Raw genomic sequence first — 17,919 nt, 5'->3', positions numbered from 1 at the left:
CTACTCAACAGAAATCAAGAAATTGTATACGGGTTGGCCACCGTCATGAATCTCAAATTCAAGGTCATCATGCTTTTCTTTAACAGCTTCAACCAGTTCTTGAGCTTCTTTCTTATTAGAATCTCGTCCATACATCACAGTAACGATTTCGGAATCTTCATCCAGCATTTTTTCAACCATTGATGAAGCCGCAGTAATGATATCAGTTTCAGCCACTTTAATATCACCATCAATTATTCCCAAATAATCATCCTGATGAATTTCAACTTCATTAATTGTTGTATCACGGTTAGCTTTAGTAACTTCCCCAGAAACAACAGTATCAAGAGCGTCAGTCATGTTGGCAACATTGTCTTCTAGAGAATCATCGGCATCAAATGAAAGCATGGCTGTTAAACCTTGCGAAATTGTTTTAGTAGGAACAATGCCAACTGGAATATCACTTACTTCAGCTGCTTGTTTTGCTGCCATAATAATGTTGCCATTATTCGGCATCACAATTGCTTTTTTAGCACCTGATTTTTTGATTGAGTCAATAATATCTTGTGTAGAAGGGTTCATTGTTTGACCGCCAGAAATAATGCGGTTAACACCCTCACTTTCAAATAATTTACGAATACCGTTACCTGAAGCGACAGCAATAACAGCAAAATCAACGTTTTCTTGGTTTTCCTCACTATTATTTACTATTGTTTCATGTTGAATCCGCATATTGTCAATTTTAATTTTTCCTAATTGACCAAATTGACTGCCATATGCAAAAATCGCTCCTGGATGTTCAGTATGAATATGAACTTTGGCCACTTCTTCATCTGAAACAGCTAAAAGTGAGTCACCCAATTGAGACAAATGTTCTCTAAATTCATCTAAATTGAAAGTTTTCTTATTAGGAACATCAGCAGTTAAGTCAACCATAATTTCAGTACAGTAGCCATTAGCAATATCCTGTGTTGAAAGTTGTGATTGTACTGACTGGTGGTGCATTGCATTTATCATTTCATCCATTTCACCTTCATCAGGCTGATAGCGATCGGCAAACTCTTCACCTAAAAGTCCTTCTAAAAAGCCCTCATATATAAAGAGTAATCCTTGTCCACCTGAATCAACTACACCTACTTGTTTTAAAACAGGCAGTAAGTCTGGTGTAGTCTTCAGCGCCTTTTTTGCACCTTCAACAATGGCTTTCATAACTTCTTCAACATCATCGGTTTCATTGGCCTTATTGGCACCTTCTTGCGCGCCAATCCGAGCAACAGTCAAAATAGTTCCTTCAACTGGCTTCATTACGGCTTTGTAAGCTGTTGCAACTCCATTAGAAAAAGCATTTGCCAATTCTTGTGCATTAAGAGTTTTCATGCCTTGAGTGGCCTTATAAACTCCTCTAAAGAGCTGAGAAGAAATTACCCCACTATTACCGCGAGCACCCATTAACATCCCTTTAGCAAGGCTTTCTGTTAAATCACCGACACTATTGCTAGTATTTTGGGCAACAGCTTTAGCACCACTTTCAATAGTTAAATTCATATTTGTTCCAGTGTCTCCATCAGGAACTGGGAAAACGTTCAAAGAGTTGATAAACTCTGCATTGCGACCAAGTCTATGTGTAGCAACGCGAACCATATCTCTAAATTTTTTACTGTCTATTTCCTTTAAAACCAATATTTCTAACCTCCGCTTGAGTTATTCATCAAGCACTTTAACACTTTGAACGATGACATTAACAGCTTTAGTTTCAATTCCAAGTTGATTTTTCAAATTGAATTTAACACTATCTTGTACGTTGCGACTTACTTCAGATATTTTTAAACCATAGCCGACTATTATATAAACATCAACCGTAATTTTATTATCCTCAGACTTGACAACAACACCGCGTTTATAATTTGCTCGATTTAATATTCCATCGAAACCATCACGGATAGCATTTTTTGAAGCCATGCCGACAACACCATAATTAGATGTAGCTGCGCTACCAACAACAGTTGCAATCACTCCATTTGAAATATCAATCAAACCGTTTTTTGTTTTGATTTTTACAGCCATGTTTACCTCCGTATCATTGTTCTCATATTATGAATCTATTTTATCATAGTAATCAAGTTTAAATACAAAAATCCCTTTTTAAAAAATACTTTTGCAGTTGCAATGATCTTAAACTTATGCTATCTTAACTTAGTATGAAAACACAATAAAGGAGGTTTAGCAAATGGCAAAAGATTATATCACAGGCAAAAAGACCACTTTTGGTAACACACGTTCACACTCACTGAATTCATCACGTCGTGCGTGGAAGCCAAACCTTCAAAAAGTTCGTATTCTTGTTGATGGCAAGCCAAAGCGTGTATGGGTTTCAACTAAGACATTAAAATCTGGTAAAGTTACCCGTGCCTAACGTAAATAATAAAGTTTTAAAAAACAGAAGTTTTCTTCTGTTTTTTTATTTCCCAAAATCTGTTAATTTTTGGACCTTATATTTAATTAGAAACTAAACTTCATTACTACAATCAGAAAATAGCCAAAATCAAACAAAAAGGACCAAGTCCGAGAGAATATCGGCAGTTAGTCCTCGCTTAATAGTGTCCTAATTTTAGAGCTCTTATTAGATTTCTGCTGTTTTTTATTATCTTATATTTTGAAAACGATTAATATCCCTAGATTGAATAACGGCTACTACACCTTTTTCAAAAGATAAACTAAACTGATTTTCATTAAGTAAAAATTCATTCGAACTAAATGAAATAGGATTGATTCCGTTAAATTCATTTAAATTATATCTAGCTCCAGCTATTTTTAAATTTTTAACTGCTGTTAACGGTATTACTCCAAAATATTTATAAGTCGATAATTTTTTAATCACATGGTGTCCGCAGTTGTAAAATCTAATTGAATTTTGTTGGTCTATAAGTTCAATTTTTTCAGCAAACCGGTTAAATTCAGGTTTGAGAACCATAAATAAATTAGATAAAAAGTGATCTAAGCGTCCTCCAGTTGCTCCGAAAAGGGTTAAATAAGAAACATGATAATCTATAAGCGCACATATAACAGCCATTTCGGTATCCGTCAAATCTTTTTCTGGAAGCGAATACCTGATATCTCTGACATTTTGTTCAATTAATCTTAATTCATTTTTTTGTAATGAATCAAAATCTCCTTCAGCGACATCAATTTTCATGCCCATTTCTTTTAAAAGTAAAGCTCCACGATCAACGCCGATTATTAAATCACCGTTTTTTTTAGCTGTTAAAAGTTGCTGGTTAAGATCCTTCGGCCATAATTGTTTAGGAGCACCTAACAACGCCCAGGCCTTCATTGTAATATTCCTTTTAGTTCAGCAATCTGTTGTTCAACACTATTTTGACAAAAGAGATATGATCCAGCAACAAAAATTTCTGCTCCTGCATCCTTAGCTTTTTTAGCAGTTTGATCATTGATCCCTCCATCAACTTCAATTGGAACTTTACCTTTAACTAATCTTGAAGCTTCCTTGATTCTAGAAAGAGATTCTGGAATAAATTTTTGTCCACCAAAACCGGGAAAAACAGTCATCAGCAAAATTTGATCTATTTTAGATATAAATTTGGAAAGTACAGAAATGGGAGTATCAGGATTAAGAACCACCCCGGCTTTAACCTGATTTTCTCTTAAATACTCCAACCAGTAGTTTAGTTTTTCTTCAGTCATTGCCTCATAATGAAGCAAGATAATTTGAGCCCCCGCTTTAGTGAAAGCTGGTACCAAATCATCAGGATTATTGCTCATCAAATGAATCTCAGCCTCACTAGCAGGAAAAGTTTTTTTGAAATCTGAAACAAGTTGTGGACCAAAAGATAAATTAGCTACAAAATGCCCATCCATGATATCAATGTGGAACCTTTTTATGCCTGCATTCACAGCTGTCTGAATATCTTTTTCTAAATTTAAATTATTAATATTTAATATTGATGGTGCTATCAATGTTATCTCCTCACTTTAAATATTCTGGTAATTTGCCATTTTCTATTTCTTTACGCAATAATAAATAATTATCATAGCGGCTTTTTGTTATTTTACCTTTTTTAATTAGTGCTTTTACCTCACATTTAGGCTCATTAAGATGTTGACAACCGCGGAACTTGCAATATTTACTTGCTTTTTTAAATTCAATGAAATAATTACGTAATTCATTGATTTTTATTGGAGTTAAATCAATTGCAGAAAACCCAGGCGTATCCGCAAGATAACCTTTACCTAAATGAAAAAGGTTCACAGTTCTAGTGGTGTGCTTGCCCCGATTTAAAGAATTTGAGATAACTCCAGTTTCTTGATTCAAGCCTTTTTTAAGTGAATTAATTAACGTTGATTTGCCTGCCCCAGATTGACCGGCTAATGTCCATATTTGTTCGGAACCAATATCATTAGGTAAATTACTGGCAACTTCTTTTTGACTATAATAGACCTTATAGCCAATTTCCTGATAATACTTCAAATTTGCTTCAATTTTAGCTAATTCCAGTCTGTTTGTTAAATCTCTTTTTGATAAAAAAATACTTACAGGAACGTTTTTCCAAGAAAAGAAAGTCAAAAAGCGATCTAATAATTGTAGCGAAAAGTCCGGTTGGACAGCAGACATTACGAGTAAAATCTGAGTAACATTAGCTAGGGCAGGACGACCAATCAGGTTTTTACGAGGCAAAACTGCAACCAAGTAACTTGTGCCCTGATCATCAATTTGTATTTTAACGTGATCACCAACAACAGGCTTTAAATTATTCTTACGGAAAACTCCTCTAGCACGTGTTCTTACAATATCAGTGCTTGTCTGAACATCATAAAAGCCCGCAATCAGACCAATGACAATTCCTTGATCTTCTTTAATCATTTTTGACCTTCTCGTTCAAAATAGTCTGCCCGTCGCGCACTACTTTTAGTTGACCTGGACCGTCTTTAAGTTCAAATGGAATTGAAAAATTCATATCCTTTTTAATATATAAATCCCGATAAATATTGTCAATTGAATGATTATCGTCTGAAATATAAATTTGAACATGATTGCCCCGTTTATCATCGGAATCATCGTCATCAGTATCTTCGTAACTAACTGTGAAGTTTTTGATTGCCGTCAGATTACGTTGTTTTTTGGGACCCTCAGAAACATTAACTGATATAGTGCTTCCATTCGGTACTTCTGTACCTGCTGCCGGACTCATGGAAATAATTTTACCCTTTTTAACTTTATTTGAGTATGCGGAACTGACTTGTAAAGTCAATCCATGTTTATGCGCAAATTCTTGCGCTGCTTTTAAAGAATAATCAGATAAATCCGGTAATTTAATCATATGAGCTTTTGCACGATGACTTTTTCCTTTAGATACGGTTAAAGTAATTGTTGTTTGCTCCGGCTTTACTTCAACATCAGCTGCAACGCTTTGAGAAATCACATGATTTGGTGGAACGCTAGAAGAAAACTGATTTTCACGAATTATTTCAAAGCCTAGTTTTTCGAGTTTTTGTACTGCAATGTCATATTCATCACCAGTTACATCAGGAACTCTTACCATGCCAGCTCCATCCGAAATATAAAGATCAATAAATCTGCCTCGTTTTATTTCTGCTCCTGCAGTGGGCGAGGTTTCAATTACTTTACCACGATCTATACTGTCAGAACTTCTGTGTCTTATTTTACCTACTTTCAATCCTACGTTTTCCAGTTTGTTTCTTGCTTTTTTTTCACTCATATTGGTAACATCTGGAATACGAACATCTTTATGATTATTACTGTTAAGAACAAAAAACATTAAACCAACAATTAAAACCGCAGCAATTCCTACAAAAAGCCACCACCATTTATGTTTACGCAAAGCCTGTGCAAAACTAGAACGATTTGCTTTAGATTCATTCAGCGGTCCGTTACTTTGAGTTTTGCCTTCTTCAGTTACCTTACTGCTATTTGGGCTAGACTTGAAACTAGGTAAAATAATTGTTTCATCATCATTATTCCCGTGTGTGGGCTTAAAAACCGGTTCATTTGCTCTACCTGGCTCTAAACTGCTATCAAGATCATCCTTCATTTCTTTAGCTGAATCATACCGATCTCGTGGATCTTTAGCAGTTGCTCTTAAAACAACATTTTCAAGTGCTTGTGGAATATTGGGATCTTGTTTTCTGATTGAAGGTATAGGCTCTTGTGCATGCTTTAAAGCAATTGAAACAGCTGAGTCTCCATTAAATGGCACATGACCAGTAATCAATTCATACAGAATTATCCCTAAAGAATAAATATCAGACTGTTTGGTAACGAGTCCACCCCTCGTTTGTTCTGGGGACATATAGTGAACGGAACCAATCGCTGAATTCGTTTGGGTAATTGAATTTTGATTTAAAGCCACAGCAATACCGAAGTCGGCAATTTTTATATTTCCATGTTTATCCATTAAAATATTTTGCGGCTTTAGATCTCTGTGAATAACGTTATGTTTATGAGCCAAAGACATTGCACTCAGTATTTGGTCCATAATGCGGATAATATCTCCTAAGTGCAATGGAGAATTTGCTCTAATATAGTCTTTTAAATCCGGCCCATCGACATATTCCATAACCATGTATGGTAAGCCATGATCAGTGCCAACATCTAAAACCATTACTATATTAGGGTGACTCAATTCGCTTGTTGCTAGTGCTTCTCTTTGAAAACGAGCTAAAGTTTGCGGTTCTTTTTGCAAATCAAGGCGTAAAATTTTAACCGCAACTTTTCGCTGGAGAATTATATCTTCAGCGAGATAAACATTGGCCATGCCGCCTTCACCCAATGTGTCGATTATGCGGTAACGATCACCTAGCAAATAGCCCTTATTTATCATTTATTGTCACCGCCTTCGTTTAGAATTAGGCAAGCGGTAATATTATCCTCACCACCTAAGCGATTAGCTTCATCAATTAACTTTTGACAGCGACTTTTCAAAGATAAATCTTTCGTGGCAAGAATTTGCTGAATCTGTGGGTCACTTAATGAATTTGTTAATCCATCGGTACAAAGCAAAATAATATCGTTATCATTTAAAGTGACCTGCTTAAACTCTGGATCAATTGTACTGGAAACTCCAAGTGACTGCGTAATAATATTTTTTTGAGGATGATTTCTGGCCTGTTGCTTCGTAATTTGTCCTAGTTTTACTAATTCATTAACAAGAGAATGATCTTCAACTAACTGAATAAATTTTCCTTCAGAATAACCATACGCCCTTGAATCCCCCAGATGGGCAATTAAAGCTTCGTTGTTAAAAATGGCAGCTAAAACAATAGTTGTTCCCATACCATTTAGGTCAGGAAAACGATCTGCGGTTCTGAGTATAGTTTCATTTTCATTACTGAGCTGGACGTTTAACCACTGGCGTGCACTGTCAGAATCATAAAAATCCGTACTGCCAAAATTATGACCTAAATGACTCACAGCCATAGTTGACGCTACATCGCCACCTTGGTGTCCACCCATACCATCGCAAACAATGGCCAACAAAGCGTTCTTTTTATTTTTGAAAACCTGGACAGAATCCTGATTGCTTTTGCGTATTCGTCCAATACTAGATGCAAATGCTGTTCTAATCAAAACTTTAACCTCGCATTTTAAACTTAGCAATAAAAAAACCGTCACTGCCATAACTATCAGGTAAAATTTTCAGCATCCCTTTTGTTGCTTTAAGCTTACCCGCAGTGAAAGGTTGTAATTCAAACTGAGTATGACTTTTTAAAAAAGCCTTAACAACGTCTTCATCTTCTTCTTGAGTAATAGTACAAGTAGAATAAACAAATTCGCCATCCCGATTTAACAATGTACTCACATGATCTAAAATATCCAATTGTACTTTTTGTAATTTGGTTAGATCGACTAATGTTTTAGTATAACGAATTTCTGGCTTTCTCCTAATAAGACCTAAACCAGAACATGGAGCATCCACCAAGATTTTGTCAAACTGCTCTTTTTTAAATGTTTGATCAGCTTTTCTGGCATCCATCGTTTTAACGTTTATTCTTGACTCCACATTCATTCTTTTACCATTTTGCATAACCAAACGCAATTTGTTTTTGTGAATATCTAGAGCAGTCACATGACCTTGTTTTAGCTTTTCAGCAATTTGAATAGTTTTTCCACCTGGTGCACTACAGGCATCAAGAACTTCTTCATTGCCAGAGAAAGTGAAAGCACTTACTGCCAAACTAGCAGCTTCGTCCTGAATTGTCAATTTCCCTTCTTTAAATAAAGAAGTTTTAAAAACTCCACCATGTGTTAAAACCAATTCATCTTCAGCAATTTGAGATTTGACAGGAGAAAATCCTAATTTAGTTAATTCCTCAATAACCAAATTGGAATCAGCCAGGCCGGAAATTCTAACAGTATTTTTAGCCGGTTTATTAATGCTGGACAAAATTGAGGCCGTTCTATTTTCACCCCAACTATTAATAAGATACTGAACAAGCCACTGGGGTGTACTTTCTTTAACACTTAAAAAATATACCTTGTCTTTAGCATCGGGCAAAATCTTGCCTCTTCTCAAGAAAGACCGCAAAATACCATTAACAATCTTAAATCCAGCAGAATGCTTTCTACCAAATTCCTTAGCCAAAATATTAGCTTCATTTAGGACGGCTCGATCTGGTATGCTGTTCATAAACAATATCTGATAGGCAGACATCAACAACAATGGCAACAGGTAATCTTCTTTAAGTTCAGTCTTTAATAAATCGTGAAACTGATACTCCAAATATATCTTTTCCTGAATAGTGCCATACACGATTCTTGTTGCCAAATTTTGGTCAGCCTGAGACAGCTTCGTTTTCTGCAAACTATTGCTAAAACTAATATTTGAATAAGAGCCATCACGAAATACTCGAATCAAGGTTGCAAGTGCTACCGAACGCGCACTTTTATGAACTGACAATCTTATCACCTTTACTGAAGTTTTTACCCTGACCGTTCAAAAAACTCTTAACTGGCATTTTCTTCTTTCCAGAAGGCTGAACTTCAAGTAAATTCAAAACGGTATGATTGGCAAAACTAATTGCAAATCGTTTTTTATTATCAACGACAACTCCAGCAGGAAATGTAGTCGTGTCGGCAGCAACTTCAGCTTGCCATATTTTAAATCTTTTACCATCAATGAGCAAATAAGCTCCTGGATCAGGATTAAGACCGCGAATTAAATTATTGGCTTCGGTTGCAGTCATATTTAATTTTATTTGTTCCTGTCCTTTGCTGATATTTGGTGAAAAAACCACTTTATTTTGATCTTGCGCTGTCTTTTTCTGCGGATCAGCAATAATTTGCGGTAAAGTTTGGAGTAACAAGTCACGTCCTAAAAGAGATAATTTCTCAAATAAAGTTCCTGCATTATCTTCTTTTTGAATATCTATTGCTTGCTGGGAATATATGTCACCTGCATCCATTTGCTTAACCATTTCCATAATGGTAACTCCGGTTTGTTTATCACCATTAATAAGAGCATATTGAATTGGCGCACCACCACGATATTTTGGTAATAAAGAGCCATGAACGTTAACAGCAGCAATTCTTGCCGATTGCAGAAATTTACTAGGCAAAAACTGACCATAAGCGGCAGTGATGATTAAATCGGCGTGCATTTTTATCAAAGTAGCCAAATCAGCAGACTTTCCCAAGTGCTCAGGCTGAAAAACTGGTAAATTCAGTTTCTTAGCTAAAAGCTTGACCGGAGTTTCAGTAACTTTTTGTTTTCGACCAACTTTTTTATCAGGTTGAGTAACCACAGCTTTTATTTCATAATCATTCTCTGAAAGAGCCTTTAAAATTGGTACAGCAAATTTAGGCGTTCCTAAAAAAATAATTGATGTCATTAAACATTTCCCCTTTACATTATGCGCTCTGGTTCATTATCAATATAAACAGATAAACCATATTTTTTAACCTTTTGCGCTGAGTCTTGAATTTGGTGTAATAACTTGTTTAAATTATCTTCTTTTTTATATTTTACCAGTATTTGATAATAATATTGATTTTTTAAGCGAGAAATTGCACTAGGGGTTGGACCTAAAACTATTGTTGACTGGTGTAGTTTTGGTTGTAACCATTTTTTAATTCTAAAAGCTTCTCTAGCAGCATTTTGCTCATTTCTGGCCGCAACAGAAACTAGCACAGTGTAAAAATAAGGCGGATAATTGCCAGCATGACGAACACGCATTTCATACTGATAAAATTGCTCATAGTCCTGAGTTTCAGCTAGTTTAATAGCATAATGATCAGGATTAAAAGTTTGAATAATTACCTCACCTTTCTTTTTAGCTCGACCAGCCCGTCCTGCTACTTGTGTTAACAACTCAAACGTCCTTTCAGAGGCGTTGTAATCTGGTAACCATAACCCCGTGTCAGCATTAACAACGCCTACTAAGGTTACATTGGGAAAATCCAGCCCTTTTGCAATCATTTGCGTACCTAACAAAATATCTGCTTCACGATTGCCAAAGGCATCTAAAATCCTTTTAAATGATCCTTTTCTTCGTGTAGTATCAACATCCATTCGCAGAATACGGCAGCCTGGTATTATTTTTTCAAGCTCTGTCATAACTTTTTGGGTGCCGGTACCCAAAAAGCGGATTTTTTTACTTTGACAATTTGGACATTTTTCAGGAATCGCAGTAGAAAAGCCACAATAGTGACACTGCATTTTGTTTGTATCTTTATGCATTGTTAAAGATAGATCACAATTTGGACATTTCATAACATAGCCACATTCACGACATAACATAAAGTTGGCAAAGCCTCTTCTATTTAACATTAAAATGACTTGTTCTTTTTTGGCAATCCTTTTCTTTATTGCCTCAACAAGTTGAATAGAAAGGTCAAATTGTCCACCACTAAAATGTGCTTTTTTCAAATCAATTAACTTAACATCTGGCAAACTTTGCTGGTTAGCACGATGTGGCAGTTGTAACAACTGGTATACACCTTTTTGTGCTCGAGCTCTGCTCCCTAGTGATGGTGTTGCGCTGCCTAACACAAGGGGACATGAATTATAGTTGCTGCGCCAAATTGCGACATCTCTGGCATGATAACGTGGATTATCTTCTTGTTTATAAGAAGATTCATGCTCTTCATCGATTACTATTAAACCAATATTTTTTAAAGGTGCGAAGACTGCGCTTCTTGCACCAACAACAACGCGTGCTTCGCCTCGGCGTATGCGACGCCATTCATCATACATTTCTCCTTCTGATAATCCACTGTGTAGAACTGCTACTTGCTGACCAAAGCGATTTTTCACTTGGCTTACCATTTGCGGAGTTAAGGATATTTCAGGAACCATCATTAATGCATTTTTTCCAGCCTCTAAAGTAGTACTTATAGCATTTAAGTATACTTCTGTCTTACCACTGCCAGTAACACCTTCTAATAAAAAAGTACGTGATTTTTTTTTGATGATTGCTGGTTCTATTTTAGCTAATGCATTCCTTTGTTCAGGGTTAAGTTTAATTTTTTTATCTGCTTTTTTCTCTTTATCATATATTGTTAGTGGATCACGATAAATTTCAGACGGTTTTTTTCTGAGCCAGCCCCTTTTGACAGCATTCGTTAATGAAACAGTGTTGAGACTTGCATTATTTTCGATTTCTCTCTGCATTTGGGGAAATTTATCGTAATTTTCAATTATATACATTATGAGCTGCTTTTGTTTAACAGCATTTTTTCTCAAAGATTCATATATATTTTTATATTCGTTTTTGTCATTTGTTAGTGAATATTCATTTTCAGTTTTGACCTGAGCCCGGTTTTCAACAACATATTCAATTTTGGCCGCATTTGTCCTTAACAACGTGCGAATTTCAGCTATTTGTTTATTATCATTAATCTTATTTAAATCTAACGGCTCTCCTTGAAAAATAGACATTTTTTTTGCTTCAGAAGATTTTGGTACTAAAATTTTACGATAATTAGCACGCATTACTCTAGGAAGCATTGTTTTAAGAATAGTAATTCGATAAGAATAGACATGATCAGCTAAATCTTTTGATAATTTAATTAATTCGGAGGTTAGAGGTGGCATTTCATCTACCACCAAAAGCAAGTCTTTTAATTTACCCTGATATTGACTTTTGTTACTCAAGCCAACAACGAAACCTTGTAATTTGCGCGGACCAAAAGGCACAAAAACCCTGGAACCAATTTCTACTTCACCTAACTCATCAGGAATATGATATTCAAAAATGCGATCCGTTTGCTTAGCTGCAACATCAACAATAACCTGTGCAATCATTTAATCACCCTTAAAAAATGACCTCCATCTTTCTTAGGATGGAGGTCATAAAACTTTATTAATTACTGATTAACCTCACGATGCTTGGGATCAACGGTAACTTTACCAGCTTCAATTTCTTCTAAAGCTTTGCCAACTGGCTTTTGTGATTTGTAATTTTTCAAGGCTTCAGGTTCACCGTCTTCAAGTTCGTGTGCTCTTTTCGCAGCAAGAACCGATAAAGAATATCTCGAATCAACCTGGGCCAGCAATTTATCTATAGATGGATATGTAACTCTCAATTTAATCCTCCTTAACCATTTTCCGATATGTATCAATGACACGTTTAACACTCACATGCTCAGCTTCAACAATCGCTTTTATATGATCGACTGCATTGGCTACTGTATCATTAACTACCGCATAATCATAATCCTGCATCACCAGAATTTCTTGACGAGCCTGTTTTATTCGACCCATAATTACATCCTCGGATTCAGTACCCCGGTTTTCTAACCTAGTATGTAAAGTATGTAAATCAGGCGGTGTTAAAAAGATGAAGACGCCATCAGGCATCTGTTTTCTAACCTTCTTGGCACCATTGACATCAATTTCTAAAAGCACGTCCTTACCTTCATCCAGCATTTTTTCCACTGGTGCCTTAGGAGTGCCATAAAAATTATTTACATATTGATTATACTCCAAAAGTTCATCTTGGCTGATAGCCTGCTTAAACCGCTCTTGAGTAACAAAATAATAGTCCTTGCCGTTTATTTCTCCAGGCCTGGGTTTTCTAGTGGTCATTGATACTGAATATTCAAACGGAAAAACTTTATTTTTCACAATTGCGCTTTTAACAGTACCCTTACCAACTCCTGAAGGGCCAGAAAGAACAAGTAACAAACCTTTTTCTGCCATGCCATACTCCCTTAAAAAAAGCTATTGTATCTAGTTTGCACTAAAATGAAAATATTTTCAAGTTATGACATTTTTAATAAAGCAAAATTCTCTTTAAAAATTTTGCTTAAATACTTGTTTTTTGGAACAAATGTTCTTATAATATAACTTGTCAAACAAATGTTCGGTTAACTCTAAGGGGTGGCTTGATGAAAAACTCACTTAAAAAAATTTATCACTATTTTTTCGATTATGATGAAGATAAATTAAGTATTTACAGTCAATACTACTATGAAATATTAGCTGATCTTAATAGCGCCCTGCTTCATCGCTCCTATGTATTGGTAAGTTATCAAGATGGAACGAGTGAAATCGGACAAGTCATAAAACGTATTTCTACAGGTCGTTTTATCTTACGTTTAGCAAATAAAAAACTAATTAAGATAGTTGATATTGATACTATATTTAGGATTGATTTTGCATAATCAATTGCATTATAAAAAAGCATTGCCGGGAATCTTCATGATTCCTGGCTTTTTAAATACAGTGTTTCACTTAATATTTTGAAGCCAGCTCTTTCATAAACATGAATAGCTGCTTTATTACTAACTTCAACATTTAAAGCAAAAACTTTGCTACCTTCTTTTTGCAAAATTATCATCATCTTTTTGATGAAAAAAGTACCAAAGCCTTTTCCACGAAATGGCTTATCAATAAACAATCCGAAGAAATAGTCCTCATTTTCATCCTGATCAACAGCACAATAACCGGCAACTTCAATCCCTTTTAATAAAATAAAGCTTTCTGTATTTTTATCCAACAGGGAATTTTTAATGTATTTAGTAGATGTGGCAATGGCATCTCCAAAAGCATTACTGTGTGCTGCAGCAACTTGATCAACATAGTTCATTGTTAAAGGCTTAACCACTAAAACTTGGTTTAATTTGTCAGTCTTTTCAATTAGTGCTGGTTCTGCAGTTCGCATGTAATAATCAGAATCTTCTGGAACAATCTTTAAACCCACTTTTTTCAAAAAGCCTGGATTTTTTTCTAAAAAAACTTTTTCTGACACAAACTCCCATTTGTAATAACCATACTGCACCATGATTTTTTTCGCATGCTCAAACATTCTTGTAGCAATTCCTTGTTTGCGAAATTCAGGATCAACTTCTAAGTTGACTTCCACCTCTTCTTCAGGTCCCTCATCTGCATATAGCATAGTTAATCCAACTAACTTATTTCCATCATAAGCCAAAATAAAAGTTGGCATATCTTGAAAATAATTAAATTGATTGCTCAAATAAAAATCTGAATATGTTTTATCAGCTTTTTGGACTCTTTCTGTTAATTCATTCGCCTGCCTTTGTTCTCTTTCATTTAAGTTTACTTTTTCAACGATTATCATTTCTTCTTCCTTTTAAAACTTTTCATTAGGTCCTTGGCATTTTGTTTAGCTGCTTGTGTTACATCACTACCTGCCATCATTTCGGCAATTGCAGTAACAGTTTCTTCTTGAGTTAATGGGCCTATTTGGGTGTATGTAGCACCATCTTCAACTTTTTTGGCTACTAAATATTTTTGATCACTGGCTGCAGCAACCTGTGGTGAGTGTGTTATGGCGATTACTTGCTTATTCTCTCCGATTGAATGTAATTTTTGACCTATTGCTGCAGAAACGCGACCGGAAACACCAGTATCAATTTCATCAAAAATCATTGTACCCACAGGCTCAACTTTGCTAAAGATTGCTTTTAATGCCAGTATCAGCCGTGACTGTTCACCACCTGATACAATTTTGACTAATGGCATTAATTCTTCACCCGGATTTGGTGCTATTAAGAAGACAATATCATCTGTACCTTTGTTAGTGAAAGTTTTTGTTGTCGAAAAATCAATACTAAAACGAGCTTTAGCCATATATAAATCTGCTAATTCCTGCTTGATTCTGTTTTCAAGTGTTGCGGCTACTTTTTTTCTCATCTCATGGAGGTGTTTTGCTTCAGTCTGGAGCTTTTCTTCCAGAGCTTTAAGCTGCTTTTGCAACTTCTCTTCATCGAGTCCACCTGTCTCATACTGACTCAGTTCTTTTTGAATTTTGGCATAAAATGTGAAGACATCTTCTAAAGAAGGACCATATTTTTTCTTCAATGAATTAAGCAAATCTAACCTGTTTGAAACGTACTGAAATCTTTCCTCATCAAAGTCCATTTCATCAAGTACATTTGATAATTCGCTGCGGGCGTCACTTAATGCAAAAACTCCATCATCTATAGTTTTAGCAATATCTTTAAATTTAGCACCATATTCTGTTAACTCAGTTGCTGCACTTTGGGCATTACCCAATAAAGTTTCAATGCCATGGTCTTCATCGTCATATAATTGCATTAAATAGTTAGCTGTATCGACAATTTTTTGATAATTATTTAGTTCGTTATATTCTTCTTCTAGCTGATCGTCTTCATGAGGATCTTGCAGATCAGCTTTGGACAATTCATCATTCTGAAAAGATAATATATCTTGTTTTTGAGCCAGTTCCTGGGCATCTTTATGCAAATGATTAATTTGAGAAGTTAATTTTTGCCATTTTTGAAAATTTTCCTGGTAAAGATTAAGTTCATCTTTAAAATCGTCTGGCGCATAATTATCAACCAGATCAATTTGTCGATCTTGATCCATCAATATTTGCTGATCATTTTGACCATGAATATCAACTAGAAAATTACCTAGTTCCCTTAATACATTGATGGTGGTCAATTGCCCATTTATGCGAACAATATTTCTTCCCTTAGCAGCTAATTCACGGCTAATGATTAACTGCTTATCTGCATCAGGTATACCGTACTTATCACAGATTGCAGCAATTTTTTTAGATTCGTGGTCAATATCAAACAAGCCGGTAATAACAGCTTTTTTTTCACCACTGCGGATCATTTCTTTTTGACTGCGACCACCCATTAATAATGAAACTGCATCAATAATAATTGATTTACCCGCACCAGTTTCACCTATTAGTACAGTCATATTTTCTTGAAAGCGAACCTTCAATGCTTTAATAATTGCAAAATTTTTAATATCCAGTTCAACTAACATTTTTTCTCCTAAAGATTGGCAACAGCTTGGGCAACTAATTCTTCTGGATTCCCAGACCACATTACTTTACCACCAGCTTTTTCATCTTTTTTTAAATGTATCAAAAACTCAATATTGCCTTTACCACCTTTTATTGGTGAATAATCAAGGCCGAGAACGTTGAAGCCAACAGCTTTTGCCTGATCAATGGTATGCCTAATAACGGCACAGTGGACTTCATGATCATGTACTATCCCATGTTTACCAACATGTTCCGGACCAGCTTCAAATTGAGGCTTTATCAGACAAACAGCCTCACATTTATCTTTTAAAATCTGAAACATTGGTGGCAAAATCAAATCTAAGGAAATAAAAGAAACGTCAGTCATTGCAAAATCAGGTAGACCATGAGTAAAATCTTCAGGTTTGCTGTAACGAAAATTCTGTTTTTCCATTACTACAACGCGAGGATCATCACGCAGTTGCCATGCAAGCTGATTGTAGCCCACATCGAGGGCATACACCATCTTAGCCTTACTTTGTAAAGCGACATCAGTAAAACCTCCAGTAGAGGCACCGATGTCCAGACAAATTTTATTGGTCAAGTCAATTTGAAAAGATTTTAAGGCCTTAGCCAGTTTAAAGCCACCCCGTGATACATACTTTTTATCCGATTTTTTTACAAAAAACTTTTCATCAACCGGTAAATTAGTGCCACTTTTATCGATTCTCTGATGGTTATGATCCGAAACCAGACCTGCCATTATTGCCCGTTGAGCTTGGGTCCGGGAATTAAACATTCCTTGTTTGACTAATAATACATCTGCTCTTTCTTTGACCATTATAATACCTTTTTATATAAATCAAGAAATCCAGCCAAAACAGTTGCATCAATAGATTTTAAGCAATTTTGAGCATCATTCATTAAGTCAGTCAGCTCTTTACGACTTCTTGAAACACCGAGCAAAGTCAAAGTATTATTCTTGCCGCTCTCTAAATCCTTATGCGTTTTTTTACCAGCTTCTGCAGAAGTTTCGACCACATCTACTAAATCATCATAAATTTGATATGAACGTCCAAAATCTTCAGCAAACTGAATTAGCATCTTTTTTTGAGAAGAATCAGCGTTAGCATATTCAATTGCCATTTCAACACAGGCTTTGATTAAACAACCTGTTTTTAACCATTCCATTTTATTAATAAATGCAGAATCGTTTGCGACGCTATCATTATTGGTAGAATCAATGTCTAAATATTGTCCACCAACCATGCCGTTAGGACCAACAGCTCGAGTAATTATTTTAACTAATTTAGCTGAATTACTACCCTCAGAAATCCATTCAATGCCCATTGGTAACAAAGCATCTCCAGCAAGGATAGCTTCAGCCTCACCCCATTTTTTGTGACTCGTTAATTTTCCTCTCCGATAATTATCATTATCCATAGCCGGCAAGTCATCGTGAATTAATGAATAAGTGTGAATCAGCTCAATTCCACTTGCAATCCTGATTTCTTCGTCATTTATCTTAACTTCAAGTGCATCAAGCGTTGCTAGAAAAAGCAGGGGACGCAACCTTTTACCTCCAGCCATTACTGAATAAGACATAATCTGACTAATTTTACTGTCAGAAACTTCACTTTTTAAATGCTCTTTCAAATAGTTATCTACTATCGGAGTCCATTTTTCTTTGAATTCTTTAAAAGTCATTTCAAATCT

The 17,919-nt window shown here is 35.5% G+C and carries 18 protein-coding genes; 2 read left to right on the top strand and 16 right to left on the bottom strand.

All coding sequences use genetic code 11. The features are described 5' to 3' along the window. Both H3U49_RS01025 and H3U49_RS01020 read right to left on the bottom strand, forming a co-directional pair. Positions 1-1,659, bottom strand: a complete 1,659-nt coding sequence (locus H3U49_RS01025) for a DAK2 domain-containing protein (RefSeq protein ID WP_198178966.1) — start codon at positions 1,657-1,659, stop codon at positions 1-3. Positions 1,660-1,680: 21 nt separating this feature from the next. Then, positions 1,681-2,043 carry an Asp23/Gls24 family envelope stress response protein gene (locus H3U49_RS01020; RefSeq protein ID WP_034981534.1) on the bottom strand — a complete coding sequence of 121 codons (363 nt, stop codon included), beginning with the start codon at positions 2,041-2,043 and terminating at the stop codon, positions 1,681-1,683. Between the two features lie 163 nt (positions 2,044-2,206). Between H3U49_RS01020 and rpmB the strand changes: the two genes are divergently transcribed. Then, a complete protein-coding gene (rpmB, locus tag H3U49_RS01015) occupies positions 2,207-2,392 on the top strand; it encodes a 50S ribosomal protein L28 (protein ID WP_038523104.1) in 186 nt (61 codons plus the stop codon). Positions 2,393-2,620: 228 nt separating this feature from the next. Here the strand turns inward: rpmB and H3U49_RS01010 are convergent, their stop codons facing one another. The 10 genes from H3U49_RS01010 to gmk form a co-directional block, all read right to left on the bottom strand. Then, positions 2,621-3,310: a thiamine diphosphokinase gene (locus tag H3U49_RS01010; RefSeq protein ID WP_198178964.1), complete on the bottom strand. Its 690-nt coding sequence runs from the start codon at positions 3,308-3,310 to the stop codon at positions 2,621-2,623. Continuing rightward, positions 3,307-3,954, bottom strand: a complete 648-nt coding sequence (gene rpe / locus H3U49_RS01005; protein WP_198178962.1) for a ribulose-phosphate 3-epimerase — start codon at positions 3,952-3,954, stop codon at positions 3,307-3,309. Before rpe ends, H3U49_RS01010 begins: the two co-directional genes overlap by 4 nt. A gap of 10 nt (positions 3,955-3,964) precedes the next feature. Then, entirely contained in the window at positions 3,965-4,855 is an 891-nt protein-coding gene (gene rsgA / locus H3U49_RS01000) for a ribosome small subunit-dependent GTPase A (RefSeq protein WP_370466779.1), read from the bottom strand. Beyond that, positions 4,851-6,836: a Stk1 family PASTA domain-containing Ser/Thr kinase gene (gene pknB, locus H3U49_RS00995; protein ID WP_198178958.1), complete on the bottom strand. Its 1,986-nt coding sequence runs from the start codon at positions 6,834-6,836 to the stop codon at positions 4,851-4,853. The genes rsgA and pknB overlap by 5 nt, the downstream gene beginning before the upstream one ends. Beyond that, positions 6,833-7,582: a Stp1/IreP family PP2C-type Ser/Thr phosphatase gene (locus H3U49_RS00990; protein ID WP_198178956.1), complete on the bottom strand. Its 750-nt coding sequence runs from the start codon at positions 7,580-7,582 to the stop codon at positions 6,833-6,835. The genes pknB and H3U49_RS00990 overlap by 4 nt, the downstream gene beginning before the upstream one ends. A 4-nt stretch (positions 7,583-7,586) precedes the next feature. Continuing rightward, positions 7,587-8,912: a 16S rRNA (cytosine(967)-C(5))-methyltransferase RsmB gene (gene rsmB / locus H3U49_RS00985; protein ID WP_198178954.1), complete on the bottom strand. Its 1,326-nt coding sequence runs from the start codon at positions 8,910-8,912 to the stop codon at positions 7,587-7,589. Further along, positions 8,899-9,843, bottom strand: coding sequence for a methionyl-tRNA formyltransferase (fmt, locus tag H3U49_RS00980; RefSeq protein WP_198178952.1), 945 nt, complete (start codon positions 9,841-9,843; stop codon positions 8,899-8,901). Before fmt ends, rsmB begins: the two co-directional genes overlap by 14 nt. 14 nt (positions 9,844-9,857) lie before the next feature. Next, the gene (gene priA, locus H3U49_RS00975) at positions 9,858-12,257 is read right to left on the bottom strand and encodes a primosomal protein N' (RefSeq protein ID WP_198178950.1); all 2,400 of its coding nucleotides are present in this window, start codon (positions 12,255-12,257) and stop codon (positions 9,858-9,860) included. 62 nt (positions 12,258-12,319) lie between these two features. Then, positions 12,320-12,538, bottom strand: a complete 219-nt coding sequence (rpoZ, locus tag H3U49_RS00970) for a DNA-directed RNA polymerase subunit omega (protein ID WP_046332276.1) — start codon at positions 12,536-12,538, stop codon at positions 12,320-12,322. Between the two features lies 1 nt (position 12,539). Further along, positions 12,540-13,154, bottom strand: coding sequence for a guanylate kinase (gmk, locus tag H3U49_RS00965; protein WP_198178948.1), 615 nt, complete (start codon positions 13,152-13,154; stop codon positions 12,540-12,542). A gap of 188 nt (positions 13,155-13,342) precedes the next feature. Here gmk and H3U49_RS00960 point away from each other — a divergent pair, with 188 nt between their 5' ends. Further along, positions 13,343-13,618, top strand: coding sequence for a hypothetical protein (locus H3U49_RS00960; protein WP_198178946.1), 276 nt, complete (start codon positions 13,343-13,345; stop codon positions 13,616-13,618). A 35-nt stretch (positions 13,619-13,653) separates the two neighbouring features. Here H3U49_RS00960 and H3U49_RS00955 read toward each other — a convergent pair whose 3' ends face one another. Genes H3U49_RS00955 through H3U49_RS00940 form a run of 4 tightly spaced genes read right to left on the bottom strand, consistent with a single transcriptional unit; the run spans position 13,654 to position 17,910 of the window. Beyond that, on the bottom strand, positions 13,654-14,538 hold the full coding sequence (locus H3U49_RS00955) for a GNAT family N-acetyltransferase (protein WP_198178944.1): 885 nt from the start codon (positions 14,536-14,538) through the stop codon (positions 13,654-13,656). Further along, positions 14,535-16,223, bottom strand: a complete 1,689-nt coding sequence (gene recN, locus H3U49_RS00950; RefSeq protein WP_198178942.1) for a DNA repair protein RecN — start codon at positions 16,221-16,223, stop codon at positions 14,535-14,537. Before recN ends, H3U49_RS00955 begins: the two co-directional genes overlap by 4 nt. An 8-nt stretch (positions 16,224-16,231) precedes the next feature. Beyond that, entirely contained in the window at positions 16,232-17,044 is an 813-nt protein-coding gene (locus tag H3U49_RS00945; protein ID WP_198178940.1) for a TlyA family RNA methyltransferase, read from the bottom strand. Further along, positions 17,044-17,910: a polyprenyl synthetase family protein gene (locus tag H3U49_RS00940; RefSeq protein ID WP_198178938.1), complete on the bottom strand. Its 867-nt coding sequence runs from the start codon at positions 17,908-17,910 to the stop codon at positions 17,044-17,046. The genes H3U49_RS00945 and H3U49_RS00940 overlap by 1 nt, the downstream gene beginning before the upstream one ends. Positions 17,911-17,919: the final 9 nt, after the last annotated feature.

This window comes from Lactobacillus sp. W8174, from assembly GCF_016100975.1.
Classification (GTDB): Bacteria; Bacillota; Bacilli; order Lactobacillales; family Lactobacillaceae; genus Lactobacillus; species Lactobacillus juensis.
The sequence above is the reverse complement of the archived record's forward strand: the minus strand, read 5'-3'. Positions and strand labels throughout refer to the sequence as shown.

What these genes read in the sequence shown, in the direction of transcription:
- H3U49_RS01020 (WP_034981534.1), bottom strand. Translation starts at nt 2,043, where the DNA reads ATGGCTGTAAAAATCAAAACAAAAAACGGTTTGATTGATATTTCAAAT.
- rpmB (WP_038523104.1), top strand. Translation starts at nt 2,207, where the DNA reads ATGGCAAAAGATTATATCACAGGCAAAAAGACCACTTTTGGTAACACA.
- H3U49_RS01010 (WP_198178964.1), bottom strand. Translation starts at nt 3,310, where the DNA reads ATGAAGGCCTGGGCGTTGTTAGGTGCTCCTAAACAATTATGGCCGAAG.
- pknB (WP_198178958.1), bottom strand. Translation starts at nt 6,836, where the DNA reads ATGATAAATAAGGGCTATTTGCTAGGTGATCGTTACCGCATAATCGAC.
- fmt (WP_198178952.1), bottom strand. Translation starts at nt 9,843, where the DNA reads ATGACATCAATTATTTTTTTAGGAACGCCTAAATTTGCTGTACCAATT.
- priA (WP_198178950.1), bottom strand. Translation starts at nt 12,257, where the DNA reads ATGATTGCACAGGTTATTGTTGATGTTGCAGCTAAGCAAACGGATCGC.
- gmk (WP_198178948.1), bottom strand. Translation starts at nt 13,154, where the DNA reads ATGGCAGAAAAAGGTTTGTTACTTGTTCTTTCTGGCCCTTCAGGAGTT.
- H3U49_RS00960 (WP_198178946.1), top strand. Translation starts at nt 13,343, where the DNA reads ATGAAAAACTCACTTAAAAAAATTTATCACTATTTTTTCGATTATGAT.
- H3U49_RS00955 (WP_198178944.1), bottom strand. Translation starts at nt 14,538, where the DNA reads ATGATAATCGTTGAAAAAGTAAACTTAAATGAAAGAGAACAAAGGCAG.
- recN (WP_198178942.1), bottom strand. Translation starts at nt 16,223, where the DNA reads ATGTTAGTTGAACTGGATATTAAAAATTTTGCAATTATTAAAGCATTG.
- H3U49_RS00945 (WP_198178940.1), bottom strand. Translation starts at nt 17,044, where the DNA reads ATGGTCAAAGAAAGAGCAGATGTATTATTAGTCAAACAAGGAATGTTT.
- H3U49_RS00940 (WP_198178938.1), bottom strand. Translation starts at nt 17,910, where the DNA reads ATGACTTTTAAAGAATTCAAAGAAAAATGGACTCCGATAGTAGATAAC.